At 67.5% G+C, this 19,039-nt stretch carries 17 protein-coding genes; 7 read left to right on the top strand and 10 right to left on the bottom strand.

Annotated features, from left to right (window positions below; all coding sequences use genetic code 11):
* Positions 1-43 precede the first annotated feature (43 nt).
* Complete coding sequence (locus KEG38_RS40840; protein ID WP_272425897.1) at positions 44-1,879, bottom strand: hypothetical protein; 1,836 nt, start codon at positions 1,877-1,879, stop codon at positions 44-46.
* 68 nt (positions 1,880-1,947) lie between these two features.
* Complete coding sequence (locus KEG38_RS40835) at positions 1,948-2,601, bottom strand: hypothetical protein (protein ID WP_272425895.1); 654 nt, start codon at positions 2,599-2,601, stop codon at positions 1,948-1,950.
* A gap of 157 nt (positions 2,602-2,758) precedes the next feature.
* On the opposite strand from KEG38_RS40835, the gene KEG38_RS40830 reads away from it, so the two are divergent.
* Positions 2,759-3,829, top strand: coding sequence for a hypothetical protein (locus KEG38_RS40830; protein ID WP_272425894.1), 1,071 nt, complete (start codon positions 2,759-2,761; stop codon positions 3,827-3,829).
* 11 nt (positions 3,830-3,840) lie between these two features.
* Here KEG38_RS40830 and msrB read toward each other — a convergent pair whose 3' ends face one another.
* Positions 3,841-4,233 (bottom strand): peptide-methionine (R)-S-oxide reductase MsrB, encoded by a 393-nt coding sequence (msrB, locus tag KEG38_RS40825; RefSeq protein ID WP_272425893.1) that lies wholly within the window; start codon positions 4,231-4,233, stop codon positions 3,841-3,843.
* A gap of 141 nt (positions 4,234-4,374) precedes the next feature.
* On the opposite strand from msrB, the gene KEG38_RS40820 reads away from it, so the two are divergent.
* Positions 4,375-5,007: a Uma2 family endonuclease gene (locus KEG38_RS40820; protein WP_272425891.1), complete on the top strand. Its 633-nt coding sequence runs from the start codon at positions 4,375-4,377 to the stop codon at positions 5,005-5,007.
* Here KEG38_RS40820 and KEG38_RS40815 read toward each other — a convergent pair.
* From KEG38_RS40815 to KEG38_RS40800, 4 genes are read right to left on the bottom strand one after another with little or no spacing between them, the layout of a single operon-like run.
* Positions 4,983-6,143: a homogentisate 1,2-dioxygenase gene (locus tag KEG38_RS40815; RefSeq protein ID WP_272425889.1), complete on the bottom strand. Its 1,161-nt coding sequence runs from the start codon at positions 6,141-6,143 to the stop codon at positions 4,983-4,985. The two genes, KEG38_RS40820 and KEG38_RS40815, sit on opposite strands and share 25 nt — an antisense overlap.
* Positions 6,140-7,294, bottom strand: a complete 1,155-nt coding sequence (locus KEG38_RS40810; protein WP_272425887.1) for a 4-hydroxyphenylpyruvate dioxygenase family protein — start codon at positions 7,292-7,294, stop codon at positions 6,140-6,142. Before KEG38_RS40810 ends, KEG38_RS40815 begins: the two co-directional genes overlap by 4 nt.
* Positions 7,295-7,352: 58 nt before the next feature.
* Positions 7,353-8,012: a maleylacetoacetate isomerase gene (maiA, locus tag KEG38_RS40805; protein ID WP_272425885.1), complete on the bottom strand. Its 660-nt coding sequence runs from the start codon at positions 8,010-8,012 to the stop codon at positions 7,353-7,355.
* The gene (locus KEG38_RS40800) at positions 8,009-8,986 is read right to left on the bottom strand and encodes a fumarylacetoacetate hydrolase family protein (RefSeq protein ID WP_272425883.1); all 978 of its coding nucleotides are present in this window, start codon (positions 8,984-8,986) and stop codon (positions 8,009-8,011) included. Before KEG38_RS40800 ends, maiA begins: the two co-directional genes overlap by 4 nt.
* A 513-nt stretch (positions 8,987-9,499) precedes the next feature.
* Between KEG38_RS40800 and KEG38_RS40795 the strand changes: the two genes are divergently transcribed.
* A complete protein-coding gene (locus KEG38_RS40795; RefSeq protein WP_272425881.1) occupies positions 9,500-9,979 on the top strand; it encodes a hypothetical protein in 480 nt (159 codons plus the stop codon).
* A 72-nt stretch (positions 9,980-10,051) separates the two neighbouring features.
* Here the strand turns inward: KEG38_RS40795 and KEG38_RS40790 are convergent, their stop codons facing one another.
* Together KEG38_RS40790 and KEG38_RS40785 are read right to left on the bottom strand one after the other, a co-directional pair.
* On the bottom strand, positions 10,052-12,289 hold the full coding sequence (locus KEG38_RS40790) for a DUF3160 domain-containing protein (protein WP_272425879.1): 2,238 nt from the start codon (positions 12,287-12,289) through the stop codon (positions 10,052-10,054).
* 91 nt (positions 12,290-12,380) lie between these two features.
* The gene (locus KEG38_RS40785) at positions 12,381-13,268 is read right to left on the bottom strand and encodes a hypothetical protein (RefSeq protein WP_272425877.1); all 888 of its coding nucleotides are present in this window, start codon (positions 13,266-13,268) and stop codon (positions 12,381-12,383) included.
* A 704-nt stretch (positions 13,269-13,972) separates the two neighbouring features.
* On the opposite strand from KEG38_RS40785, the gene KEG38_RS55805 reads away from it, so the two are divergent.
* The 3 genes from KEG38_RS55805 to KEG38_RS40770 are packed head-to-tail and all read left to right on the top strand — an operon-like array spanning position 13,973 to position 16,540.
* A complete protein-coding gene (locus KEG38_RS55805) occupies positions 13,973-15,295 on the top strand; it encodes a hypothetical protein (RefSeq protein ID WP_272425876.1) in 1,323 nt (440 codons plus the stop codon).
* Positions 15,292-15,843, top strand: a complete 552-nt coding sequence (locus tag KEG38_RS40775) for a hypothetical protein (protein ID WP_272425875.1) — start codon at positions 15,292-15,294, stop codon at positions 15,841-15,843. The genes KEG38_RS55805 and KEG38_RS40775 overlap by 4 nt, the downstream gene beginning before the upstream one ends.
* Before the next feature lie 16 nt (positions 15,844-15,859).
* Positions 15,860-16,540 carry a hypothetical protein gene (locus tag KEG38_RS40770; protein WP_272425874.1) on the top strand — a complete coding sequence of 227 codons (681 nt, stop codon included), beginning with the start codon at positions 15,860-15,862 and terminating at the stop codon, positions 16,538-16,540.
* Here the strand turns inward: KEG38_RS40770 and KEG38_RS40765 are convergent.
* Positions 16,505-17,869 (bottom strand): cytochrome P450, encoded by a 1,365-nt coding sequence (locus KEG38_RS40765; RefSeq protein WP_272425873.1) that lies wholly within the window; start codon positions 17,867-17,869, stop codon positions 16,505-16,507. The genes KEG38_RS40770 and KEG38_RS40765 overlap by 36 nt on opposite strands.
* A gap of 102 nt (positions 17,870-17,971) precedes the next feature.
* Here KEG38_RS40765 and KEG38_RS40760 point away from each other — a divergent pair, with 102 nt between their 5' ends.
* On the top strand, positions 17,972-18,985 hold the full coding sequence (locus tag KEG38_RS40760) for an NADP-dependent oxidoreductase (RefSeq protein WP_272425872.1): 1,014 nt from the start codon (positions 17,972-17,974) through the stop codon (positions 18,983-18,985).
* Positions 18,986-19,039: the final 54 nt, after the last annotated feature.

The raw sequence follows: 19,039 nt of genomic DNA, 5'->3' as shown, positions 1-19,039 counted from the left end.
TGGGGTCGGGCCGCGCAAGGCGGAGGCGGGGCGGGATATCAGGTCAACGCGGGACCCGGCGCACGGTGCCGTCGGAGTACGTTCCGTAGATGTAACCTCCGTCGATCACGAAGAACATGCCCCCGGCGGCGGCCACGGGCTCGCTCGACCCACACTTGAGGGATTTGCGGCCGCCGTAATAAGAATAGGCGTCGTCCACCTCGAGGTCGTCGTAGACGCCGTTCAGATCCCCGACGTAGTACGAGAGCTCCTTCATCGACAGCGACGCCTTGTCGAACGCGACGACGTTGATGCCCATGTCGTACATTCCGTCGAAATAGACGCGCTTCGCGTCGAGGGCGATCCCGCCTTCGCCCGTGGTGAGCTTTTCGACGGGCCCGGAGCCGTCGCGCGGTGCGCGCTTCACCCAGGTCTGGAAACTCGGCCCCGAAGAGAGGGACGGCGCCGCGGCGTACACGTGGGTCTCGTCCACGCGGAGGCCGATGATCCGATCGTCGTCGATCCAGAGCGTGACCGCAGGACCGGAGCCGTCCTTGGGCGCCTTCATGACGGCCTTGTTCGACTTGTTCACCCAGAAGACCTCGCTCCCGGAGACGGCGATCGACTGCGGCTCGGACGCGGCGCTGACGAGCTCGATCGCGCCGCCGCCGCTGGGAATCCGCACGACGCTGCCGCCGAGCTCGTTGGTCCAGTAGACGTGGGTGTCGTCCACCGCGAGGCGATATGGTTTCGGCTGGGCTGCGGCGAGGGTCTCCTTGGGCCCGCCCCACTTGTTCGCCTTGATGATCGAGTTCGTGCCGGATTCGATGAAATAGACGCTCGTCGCGTCGATCTGGATGTCCGTGGGTTTGTCCGCGTTTGCGAGGATCGAGCTCATCCCCGGATTGCAGGTGCCCGCGATACACGTCCCGGCGCACGTCACGCCGCACGCGCCGCAATGCTGGGTCGAGGTCTGGAGATCGGCGCAGACGTCGTTGCAAAGCGTGAACCCCCCCGGGCAGGAGGGGACGCATTGGCCGCCGTCGCAGTGCGTAAAGCCGCCCTTGGGCACGACGCAGGTGGTGCACGAGGCGCCGCAGGCGCTCGCGTCCGTATTCGCGTCGACGCATTTGTTGCCGCATTTCGTGAAGCCGGGGAGGCACTCGAAGTCGCAGGTCGCGGCCGTGCAGGTGGCCTTGCCGTGGAGCGGGGTGATGCATGGTTTGGAGCAGCCGCCGCAATGCTGGGGCGAGGAGAACAGGTCCACGCAGGCGCCGTTGCAGTTCGTCGCCGGCGGGGCGCAGGAGGGCGCGCAGCCCGCGCTCGTGCAGACCTCGCCGGGGGCGCAGGCATTGCCGCAGGCGCCGCAGTTTGCGGGGGTGAGGAGCGAGGTCTCGCAGCCGGCCTGCGCGGTGCAATCGGCGAAGCCTTCGTGGCAGCTCCCGAGCGGCTGGCAGGCGCCGCCCACGCACGCCGAATGGGCGTTCGGGGCTGCGCTGCACGGCGTGGCCGAAGAGGAGGTGCCGCACTGGTAGAGCGGCTCGTCGAGGCCGAGGCAGCGGCCGAAGTAGAGGAACGTTCCGGCGGGGCAACATACGTAGCCGTCACCGTTGCTCCCGCCGCCCACGCCGCCGGCACCACCCGCGCCGCCGCCGGCACCACCTGTGCCACCGATGCCGCCCGAGCCGCCGCCGGCACCACCTGTGCCACCGATGCCGCCCGAGCCGCCTCCAGCACCACCTGTGCCACCGATGCCGCCCGAGCCGCCGCCAGCACCACCGATGCCTCCGGCGCCGGTACCACCTGTGCCACCGACGCCGCCGGCGCCGCCGCTACCCTCGGATCCTCCGTGGCATCCTACCCAGACCATGAGTCCCGCCAGAACGATGGTTCGTCGCATGACCTCTTGGTTGTGAGGTCCGCTGCGTCATTCACGTTCTGGCGGATTTCGTTCCAGGACCGACCGATTCAGGGAGCGACGGGGCAACGCGGCGCGATGTATTCGCCGTTGGCCTTCTCGCCCCAGTATTCGGCGTCGATCCGGAAATGAACCTCGTTCTCGTCGATCGAGAGGATCTCCAGCGTGCCCGCGCCGATCGTGCCGCCGCCAAAGGAGCAATCATCGGGCGCCGGCGAATAGGGCTCACCGGTCTCGGAGAAGTGGCTGTACGCGAGCAGCTCCGGGCTGTCGAGGTTGTAGACGCCCACCTGTTGCAGTGCCGGGGGAAGCGCGATGCTGAGCTGCCAATGACCGCAGCCGAGGTCCGTGGTGGGCGAATTGCAGGAGGCGCCGAGGTCCGAGATGCGAAGGAAGAGGTCGTCCGGGTTCAGCTCCGGGACGCCGCCCGCGCTGCTGCTGCTGCCGCTCGGATCGTGGTTGGCCCAGTATTCGTCCCAGAGGACGTCGAGCTGCGCGCGGGTGAGCGCGACGGCGAGGGAATCCGGGCCGTCGCTGTCGCCGCCGGTGCCATTGCCACCGGTGCCGCCATTGCCGCCGCTGCCACTGGTGCCGTTGGCGTTCTGGTTTTTGGCGTTGTCGTCGCTGCCCCCCTCGACGACGTAGTTGCCGCAGGCGGCGAGGAGGACGGGGAGGACCAGGAAAGAAAGGCGCTTGAGGTTCATGCCTATCCTTGAAACACGTTCCGTGCCAAGCGGAAGAGCCCGCGATTTCGTGGGTTTATTGAAAATTGTGCCAGATGTGCCGGCAAGGTGTGCCTGCGTGTGCCGGATGCGAGGGGAAGGCACACAAGGGCGAGCCTGTGATAAGCTCGGCTTTGCCATGTCGCTGACGCGGCTCCACATCGCTCGTTTTCCCGGCCTCGCGCCCGGGACCGAGCTCCGCCTCGTCGACCCGAAGACCGTGCTGCGTGGACCTCGCACCGCGGAGACGAGGGCGCTCCTGCGCCTCGCGGCGATGGCGACGGCCTTCGATTTCACCGGCCTCGAGGGCGAGGCGTTCGAGCTCGGTTACGAGCTCACACTCGGTCGCGCGGACATGCGGGTGCGGCTCCAGAATGCGCCCGGCACGAGCGCCGATTGGTGCTGCGAGGTGACGACCGAGCTGCGCACCGACGCGCTCGTGTATCGACTCGAATGCATCGCCGACCCGCGCGGCGCTCGCGCCTTCGGCGCCGAGGGCGTCTTCTATTCGAGCAAATCCCCGCCCTTTTCACCTTTCGAAGGGAGCTTCCTCGAGCCGCTCGTCCGCGCGCTCCGGGGGCGAGGGACGCCCGCGGCGCAAGACGGCCGTGTCCTCGGCGGGATGATCACGCTCCTCAACTTCCCCTTGTACGGCGGCGTGGGCTGGCTCGACGAGGGGCTCGGCGCGTTCGACGTCCTGACCGGCGCCGCTCGGTCCCCGCGCACCGGCGATGCAATGGAGCCGCCGCGCCTCGCCTTCGACGAACGCCCGGACGGCTCCCGCGCCTTTCGCCTCCGCGGCCTGCCGATCACGAGCCACCCCGTGAGCGAGGCGCTCTTGGACCTCGCGCGCAAGGAGACCTATTTCAACGACGAAGGCTTGTGGATCGAGCGCGGCTCGATCCCGCTGTTCCTGCGCAGGTTCGTCGCGCTCACCGGCTTCGACGAGGCGGCCATGCTGGTCCGGCGCGATCCGACGAACGAGCGAACGTTCGGCCCGCTCGCCTTCCGGTTCCGGCGGGGAAGCGCGTCCGTGGGGCACGAGGCGCTTTCCTTCGGCGAGAAGCGGCTGCTCGCGATCATGCATTACCTGGAGCTGCCGCGACTGCTCGTGATCGCGGAGAATCTCGGCCATGGGCTCACGCCGGCGTGGCGGGAGGCCTGCAAGGAGGCGCTCGGGTCGCGGCGAGCGCTTTTGTGGGAGCCTTAGCGACCTACCTTTTACCGGGGCACGAAATCGAGCGAGGCCGAGTTGATGCAATACCGCATGCCGGTCGGGGGTGGGCCGTCCGGGAAGACGTGGCCGAGGTGGGCGTCGCATTTTCCACAGCGGACCTCGGTGCGGTGCATGCCGTGGCTCGTGTCCTCGATCTCCTTGACGATGTCCTTCGAGAGCGGGGCCCAGTAGCTCGGCCAGCCGCTGCCGGAGTCGTACTTCGTGGACGAATCGAAGAGCGGCTCGCCGCAGCAGACGCAGGTGTAGCGCCCGTCGGCCTTGTGGTTCCAGTACTTGCCCGTGAAGGCCCGCTCGGTGCCGCCGCATCGGCTGACGCGGTATTGCTCGGGGGAGAGGCGCTCGCGGTAGGGATCCTCGCGTTCGGGTTGACTCGACATGAAAGGTCCTCCGCCGCGCATCCTAGCGCGCCGCGCGGCGCCTTTCGAGCCCCGGCGCACAAGCGCGGCGGTCGGGCGCTTGACGGGCCTCGGGGGAGGCTGTAGCGGCTAGGAGGCCCCTACCGATGGAGGAGCGACGTCGTGGCTGCCAAGATGCCCCTCGTGACCGAGGACGAGTACATCGAGCTCGAGCGCAAGAGCCTGGACAAGCACGAATTCTGCCGCGGCGTGATCACGGCGATGGCCGGCGCATCGGCGCGGCACAACGCGCTCTGTGCGAACATGATCGTTTCACTCGGCGTCGCCCTTCGTGGAGGTCCGTGCGCCGTCCTGACCAGTGATCAACGCGTCTACGTCGAGGCGACGGGCCTCTACACCTACCCCGACGTGGTCGTCGTCTGCGGCGCGCCGCAGTTTCACCCGAAGTACCGCGAGAACCTCCTGAACCCTCGGGTCATCGTGGAGGTCCTTTCGCCAACGACGGCGCGGCACGACCAGACGTCCAAGTTCGCCCATTACCGCATGATCCCCTCGCTCGACGAGTACGTGCTCGTGTACCAGGACGAACGGCGGATCGAGCACTACAGGAAGCTGCCCACGGGGCAATGGTTGCTCACCGAGTGCACGGGGGACGAGGGGAGCGTGGAGCTGCCCGCGCTCGGCTGCACGATCCGGCTCGCCGACGTGTATGAAGGCGTCGATCGGTTCGCGCCGGAGCCGGAGGGGCAGGGAAGCGAGCCCGAAGCGGCTCAGCCCCCGATAAAGCTGTCCTGATAGCCCGGATCCTCGGCGCCGAGCGCGGCCTCGGTCGGGAGGAGGGGATCGAACGTGTCGAGCATGACTGCGAGCTCGCTCGTCTCCTTCGTGCCGATGCTGGCCTCGTAGGAGCCCGGGTGCGGGCCGTGCGGGATGCCCGCCGGGTGGTGGGAGATGCTGCCCGGACCGACGCCGCGACGCGACGTGAAGTTGCCGCGGCAATAAAAGATGAACTCGTCGCAGTCGTACGACGAATGCGGGTACGGGCAGGGAATCGCTTGCGGGTGGAAATCGACCACGCGCGGGACGAAGCTGCAGACGAGCGCGCCGCGCGCCGCGAAGGTGCCGTGCCAGTCGGGCGGGAGGTGCACGAGGCCCGCGCGCGGCTGGAAGTTCAGGATCGGGAAAACGAACGGATAGACCGTGCCGTCCCAGCCGACCACGTCGAGCGGCGAATGCTCCATCGAGAAGCCGTGGAAGCCGCCGTCACGCTTGACGACGAGCTTGCGGATCCCCTCGTCCATGGGCCCGACGAACGTCGGCTTCTTGAAATCGCGGTGACTGTACGGCGCGTCCATGCGGAGCTGCCCGACGTCGTTGCGCCACTGGCGAGGGATGTGGATCCCGCCCATCGCCTCGATGCAGAGCCACGATTGCAGCCCCGCGTCGGGGATGAAGCGATAGAAGAGACCCCGCGGCACGTAGATGTAATCGTCCTTCTCGTACCGCAGATCGCCGAGCATCGTGCGCAAAAGGCCGCTGCCCTCGAACACGTAGAAGAGCTCGTCGGCGTCGGCGTTCGAGAAATAGACGGGATCGGGCGCGTCCGGGCGGGCGATGCCGAGGACGACGTCGCCGTTGTAGAGCAAGGGGACGCGCCCATCGATCTGCGGGCCGCTCGGGGTCGGGACCGAGGTCGATCGATAATGGCGCTTCGCCAGGGGGCGCTGCGGAGCGGGCGTCGGGAGCGCAAACCCGTGCTCGGCGGACGCGACGCGGTGCTCGTGCGGGCGCCGCTCGTGATACGCGATGGTGTAAGGCCCGTCGAACCCGCGACGCGTCAGGCACTCCTCCCAGCGGAGGTTGCCCTTCGCGTCGCGGAGCACCGTATGGTGCTTCGGCGCGAGCTCCCCGAAGGCGAGGCGCTCGATCATGCGACCTTGCCTTCCGTCTTCTGCTGCCGCTCGATGCTCTCGAAGAGCGCGCGGAAATTGCCGCCGCCGAAGCCCCGATCGCCCTTGCGCTGGATGATCTCGTAGAAGAACGGCCCGGCGTTCGGATCCCCGTGCGTCCCGGCCGACTCCTTGAGGAAGATCTGGAGCAGGTATTTGCCCTCGGCCTCGCCGTCGACGAGGATTTCGAGGTCGCGCAGCACGTTCTGATCCTCGTCGATCTGCTGGACGCCGAGCGACTTCAGGCGCGCCGGGAGCGCGTCGTAATACGAGCCCGGCGTGGGCATGAACTGGATGCCACGCTCGCGCATGTGCTTCACGGAGGTGAGGATGTCCTTCACCGCGATCGCCGCGTGCTGCACGCCGTCGCCGCGGTGCTCCTCGTTGAAGATGTTGATCTGCGAGCTCTTGAAATACGGTCGGTACGGCTCGTTGTTCGCGAACTTCACGCCCGAGCCCGGATCCCACATGACGGCCGAACGCAGCCCCGAGCCGTGATCGCCGCCCTTCTTGACGTCCTCGGTGTGGAACTGGATCTCCCAGAACCGCTCGAAGCCGAGCACGTGCTCCATCCAGAGCAGCGCGGGCGCCATCGTCTGGAAGTTCGTCGTGATGTGATCGAAATGCGTGAAGCCGAGCGAGTTCTTGCCGCCGCGCGGGATGTCGTAATGCACCGCGCCCGGGAAGAGCTTGCGATAGCCCTTGCGCTCGACGAAGCGGAACGTCGTGTCGCCGAAAGGCGACGTGACCGAGAACGAGGCGAACTCACCGCCGTCCTCCTTCACGCGCGTGATCTCGTCGATCGGGGTGCCGCCACGCCCGTCGAGCAGACGGAACGCGCGCTCGATGTCCTCGACCTCGAAGATCAGCGTGCCGACGCCGTCCGGGTGCTTGCGGAGGTACCGCCATGCCCGCCCGCCCTCGCCGAGCGGCTGCGAGCACATGACGATGCATTCGCCGGCGCGGAAGACGACCGAGCGCTGCTTGGCCGCCTCCTCGAGCTCGGGGCTCGAATGGGCGATCTCCTCGAAATCGAGCTTCTCCGTGTAGAACTTGCGGCTCCGCTCGAGGTCGCGGACGTAGTAGTGAAGCGCCTCGATGCGCTTGATCCCGATGGATTCCACCTTCGACATGATCTCGATCACTCCTTCAATCTTTCAACGCTCGGGGGTTACGCTCGGACGAGCCGAGCTACACCCCCGAACCCCCGGCCACGGCGTCGATTTGCCGATCCGGATGAGCGGCCTGGAAGGCCGGTAGCGACGCGCATTGCTCTTCGATGCGCACGAGCGAGGGGAACGGGCCGAGGTCCACGCCGAAGCGCCGTGCAGCATAAAGCTGGGGCACGAGGAACACGTCGGCCACCGTGGGCGCGTCGCCCACGGAGAATCGACCCTGGACGGGTCCGGCGAGCGTCTGGTACGCGGAAAGGCCCTTCTCGATGAAGCGGCGCGCGAACGCCTGCTCGTCGCCGCCGAGCTCGGTCTTCACGAGCTTGAGCACCGAAAGGTTCTGGAAGGGCTGGATGCCGGCGTTGATCGTCTCGGCGAGCTGCCGCGTCCGCGCCCGGAGGAACGAATCGGCCGGCAGAAGCGGCCGCTCCGGATATCGCTCCTCCAGCCATTCGATGATCGCGACCGATTGCCCGAGCTCGTGGACGACGCCGCCCTCCTCGACCTCGAGCGTCGGCACCTGGGCCATCGGGTTCTTTTCGCGGTAATCGTCCCGGAACTGCTCGCCGCCGTCCTTGACGAGGTGGACGGGGATGTTCTCGAAGGGAATGCCTTTGAGGTGCAGCGCGATCCGCACGCGATAGCTGCACGAGCTGCGCCAGTATCCGTAAAGCTTCATGGAGAGACCACCTTTTGCTCGATGCGCCCGAAAAGATCCTGCCCGTCCTCGCCCCGCATCTCGATGGCGATGGTGTCGCCGGGCTTCATGAAAGGCGTCTTCGGCGCGCCCTCGTCAATGGTCTCGATCATGCGGCGCTCGGCGAGACAACTCACGCCGCGCGCGCGATCGACGTTGGAGACGGTGCCGCTGCCGAGGATCGTCCCGGCGCCGAAGGCGCGGGTCTTCGAGATGTGCTCGAGGAGATCGAAGAACGAAAAGTGCATCTCCGGCCCGGCCTCGGGATCCCCGATGAGCGCGCCATTGTAGGTCGAGACGAGGCGGAGATGGACGCGGCCGTCCCGGAACGCGCCGCCGAGCTCGTCGGGCGTGATCGCGAAGGGCGAAAACGCGGTCGCCGGCTTCGATTGGAAGAAGCCGAATCCCTTGGCGAGCTCGGCAGGGACGAGATTGCGCAGGGTGATGTCGTTCGCAAGGCAAAGGAGGCGCACGTAGCGGTGCGCGTCTTCCTTTTTGGTGCCGAGGGGGACGTCGCCGAGGAGGACGCAAACTTCGGCCTCGAAATCGAGGCCCCAGCGCGCGTCGTGGAGGACGATGTCCTCGCGCGGGCCGAGGAGCACGGACGAACCGCCCTGGTAGACGAGCGGATCGGTGCGCAGCGTCTCGGGCGGCTCGGCGCCGCGGGCCTTGCGGACGAGGACGATGTGATTGATGTACGCCGAGCCGTCGACCCACTCGTACGCGCGCGGCAAGGGCGGCGCGAGCTTCGTGGGATCGAGGGGCTCGCCCGGGATCTCGCCACGCTCGAGGCGGGCAGCGAGGTCGCAGAGGCGCCCCACGACTTCGTCCCAGCGATCGAGCGCGGCCTGCATCGTGGGGATGTCGGCCGGCGCCGGGGTGAACACCGCGCCGTCGCGCCGGACGACGACGAGCGTGCCGTCCCTTCCCGGTCCTCGTAAGCTCGCGAGCTTCATACGTGCCTCTCCGCGCCGTGCTTGGCGTGGCGTCCGGTAGCACGAAGCGGCAGGGAGGTTCAACCCCAGAGGCAGCGCAGGCACGGTTGGGGCCGCCGCCGCGCCGGGGCGCCGCCCCGGACCCCGCGGGGGCTATTCGCCCCTCGACCCGAACCAGCGCAAGCGCTGGACTCGAGGTGGAAGAACTGCGCGATGCGCAGTTCTTCCAACGGGCCCGTGAGACTGCTTTGCCGATCGAAAGGGCAGCGCGGCTGTCTTGATTGGCGGGGCCTTCGCTGGTCTTGCCTCGGCCTGTTCGATGAACTGCGCATCGCGCAGTTCATCGACCCCGGGTCCAGCGCTTGCGCTGGTCCGGGTCCAGGGGTGGACAACCCCTGGTGGGGCCTGGGGCAACGCCCCAGCGCAACGGCCCAAGACAAGCCATTTGCCTTTTCCGACTGTGTCCGGTAGGCGTCGGCCGCATCCGCCCGAGGGGAGGTCCCCGAGGTGAGGGATCAGGAAAGACCTACGGACATGAAGAAGCTCGTTTTCGTATTCGCGGCGATCGCGCTTTTTGGTTGTGCCAAGGAGGAGGCGGCCCCGAGCCCCGCCGGCGGTTCGTCCGCGAAGGCCGCCCCCGCTGGCTCCACGGTGCCCGCGACGGCGGAGGCGAAGCCCGAAGCCAAGCCCGAAGCCAAGGCCGAGGCGAAGCCCGCCGCGCAGAAGGGCCTCGAGGCGGGGAACGTCATCATCGGCTACCTCCGCAACCCGAAGGACGAGGGGCAGTGTGCCGCCCTCGTGGCGCCCGAGGCCGAGAAGGCGAAGTTCGACGAAGCCAAGATCGCCGACCTCGCCAAGATGCTCAAGCTCGACGCCGTCAAGTCCTGCCCGAGCGAGGGCGTCGTGGGCGTGTGCGACGCGATGGGGATGCTCGTGAATTACAGCGGGCCGAAGTACACGAAGGAGTCGGCCCAGGCGGACTGCACGAAGGGCCGCGGCAAGTTCATCGAGTGAAAGCTGTGCCGACGTGAGCCGCCCGAAGCCTCCTTCGGGCGGCCACGTCAGGGCTCGGGGGCGGCGGGTCTCTCAGCGGGACACAAGATCCGTCATCCACGGCACGTCGGCGGGCGTCGCGGCCGTGAGGTCCTGCGCCCATTCCTCGTCGGTCATTCGCTCGAAGTTCGACGTGATCTGCTCGAAATAGGACGAGGCCAGGCCCACGAAGGCCCGCGGCGTGCCGCACGGATCCGCCGTCACGACCATGAGGCGCGGCAGGCCCGTCCCCACGTGCAGGACGCGGCCGACCATGTTGCCGACCTCGTCGGTCGGCTGCGTGTGCACGTCGGCGATCGTCGGATCCTCCTGGACGCTCTGGTAGTTGTCGAAGAACAGGTTCGCGTACCAGCCCGTCGCGCCCTCCGGATCGCCACAGCCCATCTGCACCTTCACGGCCTGGTTGATGAAATCGAGGTGCTCCTGCGTGAGCGGGATGCCTTCGCGCTCGTTCTTCGCCATCTCGCCGAGCTTCTGGGCCACGTCGCGCAGCGTGGCGAAGTAGGCCGGGATCTGCGCTGCGAGGGACGCGTTGCCCGAGAGATCGAGGGTCCCGACCAGGGTGGAGCCGTGCTCGGCGAGCTCGGCGACGCGGGTATAGAAGGCCGGGTACGGGTCCACGAACGCGTCCGGGAACTGGCACGACGCGCCGCCCGTGTACGATTGCTTCGCGTAGAGCAGCGTATCGTGCCGGAGCTCGGCCCAGGACGCGAGCTGCGTGTTCATGAGCCTGCGGCCCCAGGCTTCCGTCTTCGCGACGCCGGGCAGGCTCGCGAGGTCGCCGGCGAGCGTCTTGCTTGGCGAGAGCTCGCGCAGCGAGACGAGCCAGCGGTTGTAGAGGTTGTCGTTCCAGAACGATTCGGGGTGCGCGTCGACGAGGACGCGCATCATGTGCAGGTCCGGCGCGTACTGGAACTGTTCGAGCTCGGGGAGCATGAGCTGCCCGGCCTGATCGTTTCCGAGCGCGGCGAAGCCGACATCGAGCGGATTCGGCATCATGCGATAGACCTCGCCCTTCTTCACGCGGTCGTAGACCACGTTCGAGAAGACGTGCGAGTCGACGACGTACCGCTGGCCGAAGAGCGCGAAGCTCGACGAGAGCGGCAGCGTGCCCCGCCCGAGGCCGTTGATCATGATGTGGCTCGAGATCCGCTGTGTGCCGTAGCCCTTTTGCAGCACGACCTCGGCGATCTTCTCGTCCGCGAGCCCCGCGAGCCCCGAGGCATCGGCGACGCCGAGGTCTCCGAGCAGGCCGTCGAGCTCGGGCAGGGTCATGTAATCGCTTTCGCCCACGAATCCGCGGATCGCGTTGTCGATGCGGGTGTACCGCTTCTGCTGCTCGCCTTGCGCGAGGGCGTGGAGGACGTAGGCGCCTTCGAGTTGCCTGCGCTGGAAGACCTGCCCGCCGTCGCTTTGCGTCTCGATGATGCGGAAATCGATGCGGCCGAGCCACATCATCGAGCGGAAGTAACGCTCGAGCTCGGGTGAGTCGGTGTAGTGGCCGCGCGGCTCGAACTGCGAGAAGTCGACGATACGATCGCTGCCGAAGAGGCGCGTCTCACCCGTTCCCTGGTGGGCCTTGGCGCCGTCGACGAGCGCGACGATGTCGGCCTCCTGCGCGCCCGCGACGGGTGAGACCGCCTGGTCTTTGAGCAGCGAGAGCGCGACGGCCGTGAAGAGATCCGCGTCCGCGCGTGCCTCGGCGCCGAGCGCGGAGCCGCCGCCGGCCGCGAGCTCGGCGCGCATGGATTGGAGCAACGTTTCGAGCTCGGGCGCGAGGGACGCGATCTCGACGGCTTTGAGGATGGAGTCGTAGGAGCGGTGGACGGCGTAGAGGATCGAGTCGGCCGACACGTAGAGCGGTAGATCGAGGGCATAAATGCTCTCGTAGCCGTACACGAACGTCGGGAAACGTTTCTTCTCCGAGATGACGAAGCCATTTTTCTGGAGCTTGTCCATCTCGTCGGCGTCGAGGCCGAGCGAGGAGGCCTGGATCAGCGGGAGGCCGTCGGCCTGCGCGGGATCGTAGGAGAGGCCGTTCGCGAAGGAGACCTGATACTGGTTCGCGAAATCGCCGGCGGTCATGTTCGCCGATTTTTGCGCCTCGGCGAGAAGCGAGTCGAGCTCGGCCTGTTGATCCGGCGCCATGGGGGTGGGCGGCAGGGCCGTTCCATCAGGCTTTTTGGGCTGATCTTCCAATGTCGTGAAACAGGCGGTGGCGAGGACCGCGAGGAGCGGGACGGAGCACAAGCGAAGCAGCGGTGTGCGCATGTTGGATTCCCCTTCCGCGGCGGCTCGAATCGCCGCGCGCGCGATTGCGCTTAGCAAGGTGCGTGCCCCGTGCGGTCGGCCGGCGCTACGTTCAGGTCGAGCCCATCTCCGCCTTGAGCCGCGCGATCTCCTGCGCCGCCTCGGCGGCTCGTTTCTCGGCGGCGGCGAGCTTCGCCTGTTTCTCGGTGAGCTCGGCCTCCTGCTTGGCCTTCCGCAGCTTGGCCTCCTTCTCCTTCATGGATGCGAGGAGCGCCTTCTGCCGCTCCAGCTTGGCTTCGAGGCGCGTGATCGATTGGGAGAGCTCGGCGAGGGTCGGGGTCCTCGAGCCGCCGCTCGACAGGAAGAATCGGTCGACGAAATCGCGCGGCACCTTGCCTTCGAGGCTCGCGTGCACGAGCTCGCCGATCTGACCGGCCGTGAGCTTGCGGAGGGCGTTCACGCCGTTGATCAGCTCCGTCCGCGGGCCGGCGACGAAGGTGTCCATGGCCTGCTCCGCGAGCGAGGTCTTGGTGACGGCGTCGTCGGCCTTGACGATGGCGTGCGAGAGCTTTTGCGCGATGGCCCCGAGCGTGGGCACGTTCGCGGCGCCGAGCGGTCCCACCCATGCGCGCATGGTCTCGAGCTGGGCTCCGAGAATGGGCCGCTTGAGGTCACTCGGGCTCTGCCCCTCGAAGAGCTGCCGATAAAGCGGGGCCTTGAAGTCCTGATTGTACGCCGCGAGCACGGCCTTCTTCGTCTCGTCGACGAGGACATTGAGGACATCGTCGGCGGCGACCATGAGTGCCTTGGCGAAGGCGATTGCATCGAGGAGGGCGTCTTCCTCGGCCTTGCGCTTGCGGAGCTCGGCGCGCAGGACCGCGAAGGGCTCGGCGAGCGGAGCGGTCTCCGGGTACGCCTTCGCGGTCAACTCGGTGTGGCGAAGCTCCTCGTCGACGTCGTCGAAGGGCTCGTCGATGGCGATGGTGTGGGGGCCTGTCATGGGTTCGCGACCCTACAAGGTGAGCGGGGAAGGTGTAAAGGGAAACGTCGGAGCGCGCAGAATCGTGGCGGGAGGCTTCGGAGAGGAGCGCGTCTTCGCCCGGAAGGGCGCGGGGAGGGTTCGACGGGAGGTTTTTGGCGAGGCTTGCCGCGCGGGGAGGGGTCTCCGCGGGAATTTCCCGGCGGGGAGGTCGGGGGGAGAGGCCCTCCCCGCGAGATTTTGCCGCCGAGGGGCGGGCGGGGGAGGGGTCCCCGCGGAGAATTGCAGCGCGGATTTTTGGCGGGGAGGGGTCGCCGGTGTGAGCGAGGAGCGGGAAATGGTCGCGGGGAGGCTTCCCCGGGGTGGGCGCGTTCGGGTTCAGTCTGGTGCGGAGGGGTGGCCGTTGACAGGGGTCGCCGCTGTGACCTGTCATCGTGGGCCTGGTCATGACCTCTCATCGCGTGCTCTCACCCTCGTGGAACCCTCGCCTTTGGGTCACCGGTGCCGCCCTGATGCTCGTGGGTGCTGCTCTGCGGTTTCTTCGGCTTGGGATGCCGGTGCTCTTCGCTTTTTGCGTCTCGGTATGGCTCCTCGGGTGCGGCGCTGCGGGCGTGCCCGCGGTGGGATGGGCGCAGGAGCTGCACGGAAAGAGCGTGTTTCGCGTCTGCCGACGTCATCCCCGCGTCGGCCCGCATGCGCGCTACTGGTACGAGCTCGGGGACGGAGTGCATCGACCGGCGTTCGAACCGCTCGAAAAGCTCCTGGAAAACCCTTCGGTCAAGGCCGTTTTCGTTCATGACCCCCACGCGCCGTCCGAGAGCCGGAAGCTCCTGGGGCTCGCGTATCAGGATTTGCCCTGCGACAAGCCGCCGCCGCCTCCGCCGCCGCCTCCGCCGGAGAAGATGGCGGCGAAGGAGCCGGAAGCCGGGCCGGCCAAGGGCACCACGGTCCGAACCGAGACGCGGACGTCGGCGATAAAGCCCTGCGACAGGCCGCGAAACAGGCCACCGGATCAGCGTTTCCTCGGGCAGACGGCTCCCACGCCGGCCCCCGCGCCTGGGACGAGCGTGCCGTGTCCGCCGCCTCCTCCCGGGAATACATATGAGGAACAGAAAGTCAACCTGGCGCGGAGGGAGGCCGAGGAGGAGGCGAGGCGCACGGGTGAGCGGATCGGGCGCGAGTGGGGAGCGACGCTCGGCAAGGCGGCTGGAGTGAAGGACTCCATCGACGTCACGTATCTAGGAAACTTCGATTATGACATTCGGGACAAACCTGATGCCGAAGTCTTCGAAGTCATCCGGACCAATCTTGCCAAACAACTCGATGCAATCCCTGACCTGCCGACATACGACGACGAGCGGCTCGCCACGATCGCCTGGGAGGGCTTCCTCAAGGGGTATGGGCGAGGCTGGGCGGACGCCGAGCTGAAATTCGCGATCGTGAACGCCCTGGCGGACACCTTGTTGATGGTCGCCTCCGGGGGAGCGGCGGCCCTGGAGACCGTGGGGGCGAGGGTGCTGCGGGTCGCCCAGCAGAGGCTACGAAGTATGCCGGTGTTCCTGCCGAGCGCGGCGGGCGGACCGGGCGGGTTCTTGCGGCGGCCGAAGCTGCCGAGCGCGCCGGCTCCGAGCCCGCCGCCTGCGGCGCAGCCGAAGCCGCCCAGCGGGACGACGGTCACCACGACGACGAAGCCCGTGTCAAGTCCAAACGGCGGGGCGGGGCAGGCGGGGAGAAAGGCGCGGCTTCCACCCAAGGGCACGCCGGAGAGGCGGGCGATTGAGACGGCACGCAGCAAGGGTGTAGATGCCAAGAAGGCCCAAGAGCTTGCAGATATTCGAAAGGGAGGCCGAGGGAGTGGTGTATGGACGGACAAGGAGCTGGAAGATATCCGTAAGACTGGCGAGTTTCCGTTGGATGCCCGCTGGCACCATGACCCTACCGTCGCCAACCGGCCTGACCTTGCGGCCGACCCCTCTGTCGTGCGACCGGTACGAGGAGGAACGCAGGGACATCTCAAAGCGCATGGCGGAGATTTCAGAAAACCATGAGTAACAACGACCTCGGAATTCTAGAGCGAGTGCTCATCCGCCGCTACGGACAGCCAGACGAGACGTACAAGGAGGGCATGCGTGCAAAGATATGGGCAAGCGGCACGGCATTCGTCTCGGTACTGTACTATTCGACCGATTGGACGAGACCGCCCGCGTCGGAGTTTCGCATGCATCAGCAGATTTACGGCGCGTGTCGTGGGGGAACGCTCGTGGATAGCTCCCTGAAAGTAGCCATGCCGGCGTGGGAGACGCCGTTTTACCTCTATGGTCTCCACGGATTGGGAGAGCAGGTGGAGGTCAAGCGTGCCCTGGAGCTGGACCCAGAGCTTTCGTTCTTCATGGATGCATCCAACGTGTGGTACTTCGGGCACAAACAGGGAAAGTTGTTCGTCTACGATGCTCCGTTCGACGAGCTCGACGAGCTCGGTCCCATCGAATCCGCGCTGGAGGAAATCATCGCACAGTGGGAGGAGGCCAAGCCCAGCGAGTCGTCGCTCCAGAGGACGGGGGCGGTGATTGTTGACCCCGACAAACCGTTCGCGTAGGATGCCGGGCAGGGACATGGACGACAAACTCGACCTCGGCCAAGCGTACGCGCCGCCCGTCGCGTCGCCGCCCGCCGCGCCCCTCCCCGGCGTGGTCTCGCCCTACGACAAGATCGTGAGGTTCTCTTTCCCGGTCGGCGCCGCGGTCGGGTTGGTCATGGGCAGTGTGGACTATCTCCGGAGCGCCTACGCGCTGAGCTTCTTCCATGCGCAGAAGTCCACCCCGGGAATCCTGTGCGTCGCCCTGCTCCGCGGGTGGGGCGCCGCCTGCGCCGTGCTCGCCGCATCCCTCACGGCGGTCATCCTCCTCCATCGCGCGGGGCGCAGGGCGAGCGGACCCATCAAGGTCGATCACGCGCGCGTGTACCTCGTCCTGGCGACGCTCCCCCTCCTCAGCGTCTTCACGGCTCCGTTCTGCCTCCTCGGCGCCCTGCTTCTGTGGCTGGCAGAACCCGCGGGGACGACGAGCGAGTTTTTGGCATCCCTGTCCGATTTCGTGAGACGGGCCGATTTCAAGTACCTCCCGGCCAATGGCGCGCTCGTCGGGCTTTGGCTCACGTGCCTGCTCCGCATCGGGGCAAACTGGCTCACCACGAAGAAGCACGGCCTCGCCCTGAAGCTCTTCGTCGCGTACGCCGCGCTCGCCATACCCAATGCTTTGCTACGAGCGATCTTCTCGATCGTGGATCCGGTTTGAGTCGCGCCGCTCCATGACGACCGGCATTCCGCGGGAAGGCGCGATCGTCACCCCGCGACGAACCTCGTGCACCTTGCCGAAGAGCGGCAGACGTAGCTCCGCGCGCGCGAGGATCGTGGCGAGGATCATCTTCATCTCGTAGAGCGCGAAGGCCAGCCCGATGCAGCGCCGGATGCCGCCGCCGAAGGGGAGCCACTCGTGGGGCGCGAATCGCTGGCGCAAGAAGCGGTCCGGATCGAAACGCGTCGGATCCGGGTAGAGATCGGGCCTCCTGTGAATGAGGTAAATCGAGACGAGGGCGGGCGTGCCCTGGTCGAGGTCGTAGCCGCCGATCCGCATCGGCCGCTGGAGGACGCGGCCGACCATCATGACCACGGGCTGCAGGCGCAAGATCTCCCGCGTCGTCGCGTCGAGCAGCGCGCAGCGGGCGATACGCTCCGGCGCGAGAGCCGGCAGCGCGCCCTCCGTTTCGAGCTCGCGGAGGAGGCGCGCCCGCAGGCTCGTCGAGGCGAGGATCCATCGGAGCCCCCAGGAGAGCGCGGTCGCGGTGGTCTCGTGGCCCGCGGCGAGCAGGGTCACGAGCTCGTCGCGCAATTCGCCGTCGGTCATGGGCTCGCCTTGCTCGTCGCGCGCGTCGAGCAGGAGCGAGAGAATATCGTCCCCGCGCTCGCCCGAGGCCCTTCGGCGCCGGATCTCCGCGTAAAGCATCTCGTCGGCCTCGTGGAGCGCCCGGGCCAGGCGGTTCCAGCGCGTGAGCGGGCCGCGGTCCTTCTGGAACCACGGCAAGAGGAAGAGCGGGCTCGTCGCGAGATCGAGGATGCCCACGAGCCGCTCGCGCAATCGATCGAAGAGCTCGCCCTCGCCGATGCCGAAGACGACCCGCAGAATGACGTCGAGCGTGATCGCCTGCAGGCGCTCGTGCACCGGGAAGCGCTCGCGCTCGGGCCAGGCGGCGATCGAGGCCTCGGTGAGGGCGACCATGCGGGCGCCGTACGAGGACATGCGCTCGCCGTGCAGCGGCGGCATGAGCAGCTTTCGCTGGCGCAGGTGCTCTTTTCCGTCGAGCAGGAGGAGCGAGGCATTGCCGAGCAGTGGCCTGAGCACGGCGTTGGCCTGGCCGGCGTGGGCGTCGTCCGGGCCGAGGGCAAAAATCTCCTTGGCGGCGTCGGGGTGGTGGAAGATCACGGCCGGCTTGGGCATGGCCGGAAAGCGCATGGTGAAGGCGTCCGGGTACCGCTTCGCCATGGCGTCGAGGAAGGGGAACGGGCGGTATAGAAAAGGCAGGAGGGTGACGGCCGGGTGCAGGGGGAGTCCGGGGACGCGGGACATGGGCGCAGCATAGGGGGGATCGCGGCGGAGGGAAGGGGGGGCGCGCGGGCCGTTGCTCGGGGCGCGCCGGACGGATAGGGTGCGCCGCGAGAGGAGCAGACGATGACCGAAGTGAACCGTTCCTGGCGTCTCGCCGCGCGGCCCCAGGGCATGATCAAGGACAGCGATTTCACGTGGCACGAGGAGCCCTTGCCGGCGGAGCTCGGGCCGGGGCAGATCCTCGTCGAGACGCTGTATCTCTCGGTGGATCCGACGCAGCGGATCTGGATGGAGCGCGACTCGTACCTGCCGGCCGTCGGGATCGGCGAGGTCATGCGGGCGGGCGGCGTCGGGCGTGTGGTCCGTTCGAGTCTCCCGGGTTTCTCGCCGGGGGACCTCGTGTACGGGATGACGGGGTGGCAAACACACGCCGTGATCGAGCCCTCGATCCGCGGGCCGCGGAAGCTGCCGGACGGCGTGCCGCCGACGATGGCGGTTTCGCTCCTCGGGCTCACGGGGCTCACCGCGTATTTCGGGCTGCTCGACGTGGGGAGCTTGAAGGACGGGGAGACGGTCGTGGTCTCGGGCGCCGCGGGCGCGACGGGCAATGCGGTCGGGCAGATCGCCAAGATCAAGGGTTGTCGGGTCGTGGGTATCGCGGGCGGCCCAGAGAAATGCGCGTGGATCAAGGACGAGCTCGGGTTCGACGCGGCGATCGATTACAAGGCCGAGGACGTCTACAAGCGGCTGGGCGAGCTCTGCCCGAACGGGATCGACGTGTATTTCGACAACGTCGGCGGCTTGATCCTCGAGGCCGCGCTCTCGTACATCGCCTTGCGTGGACGCGTCGTGCTTTGCGGCTCGATCGGCGATTACAATAACGCCGAGGCTGCGTACGGGCCGAACAACCTCATGAACCTGGTGCTCAAGCGCGGCCGCATGGAGGGGTTCATCGTGACCGACTACGCGGCTCGTTTCGGCGACGCCATCGGCGACCTCGCGCGGTGGGCGGCCGAGGGGCGCATCAAGGATCGCGTCGACGTCGTGGAGGGCCTTTCGAACGCGCCCGCCGCGCTCCGGCGGCTCTTCACCGGGGCGAACACCGGCAAGCAGCTCGTCAAGGTGGCGGCGGGCTGACGCCTCTCCCGCGGGGGGGCGCGCGTCGACCTCCGACGATCGGCCACGTCCCCG

This window comes from Polyangium jinanense, from assembly GCF_028435265.1.
Taxonomy (GTDB): Bacteria; Myxococcota_A; Polyangia; order Polyangiales; family Polyangiaceae; genus Polyangium; species Polyangium jinanense.
Note: the sequence above shows the minus strand (reverse complement) of the source record. Positions and strands in the feature narration are given on the sequence as shown.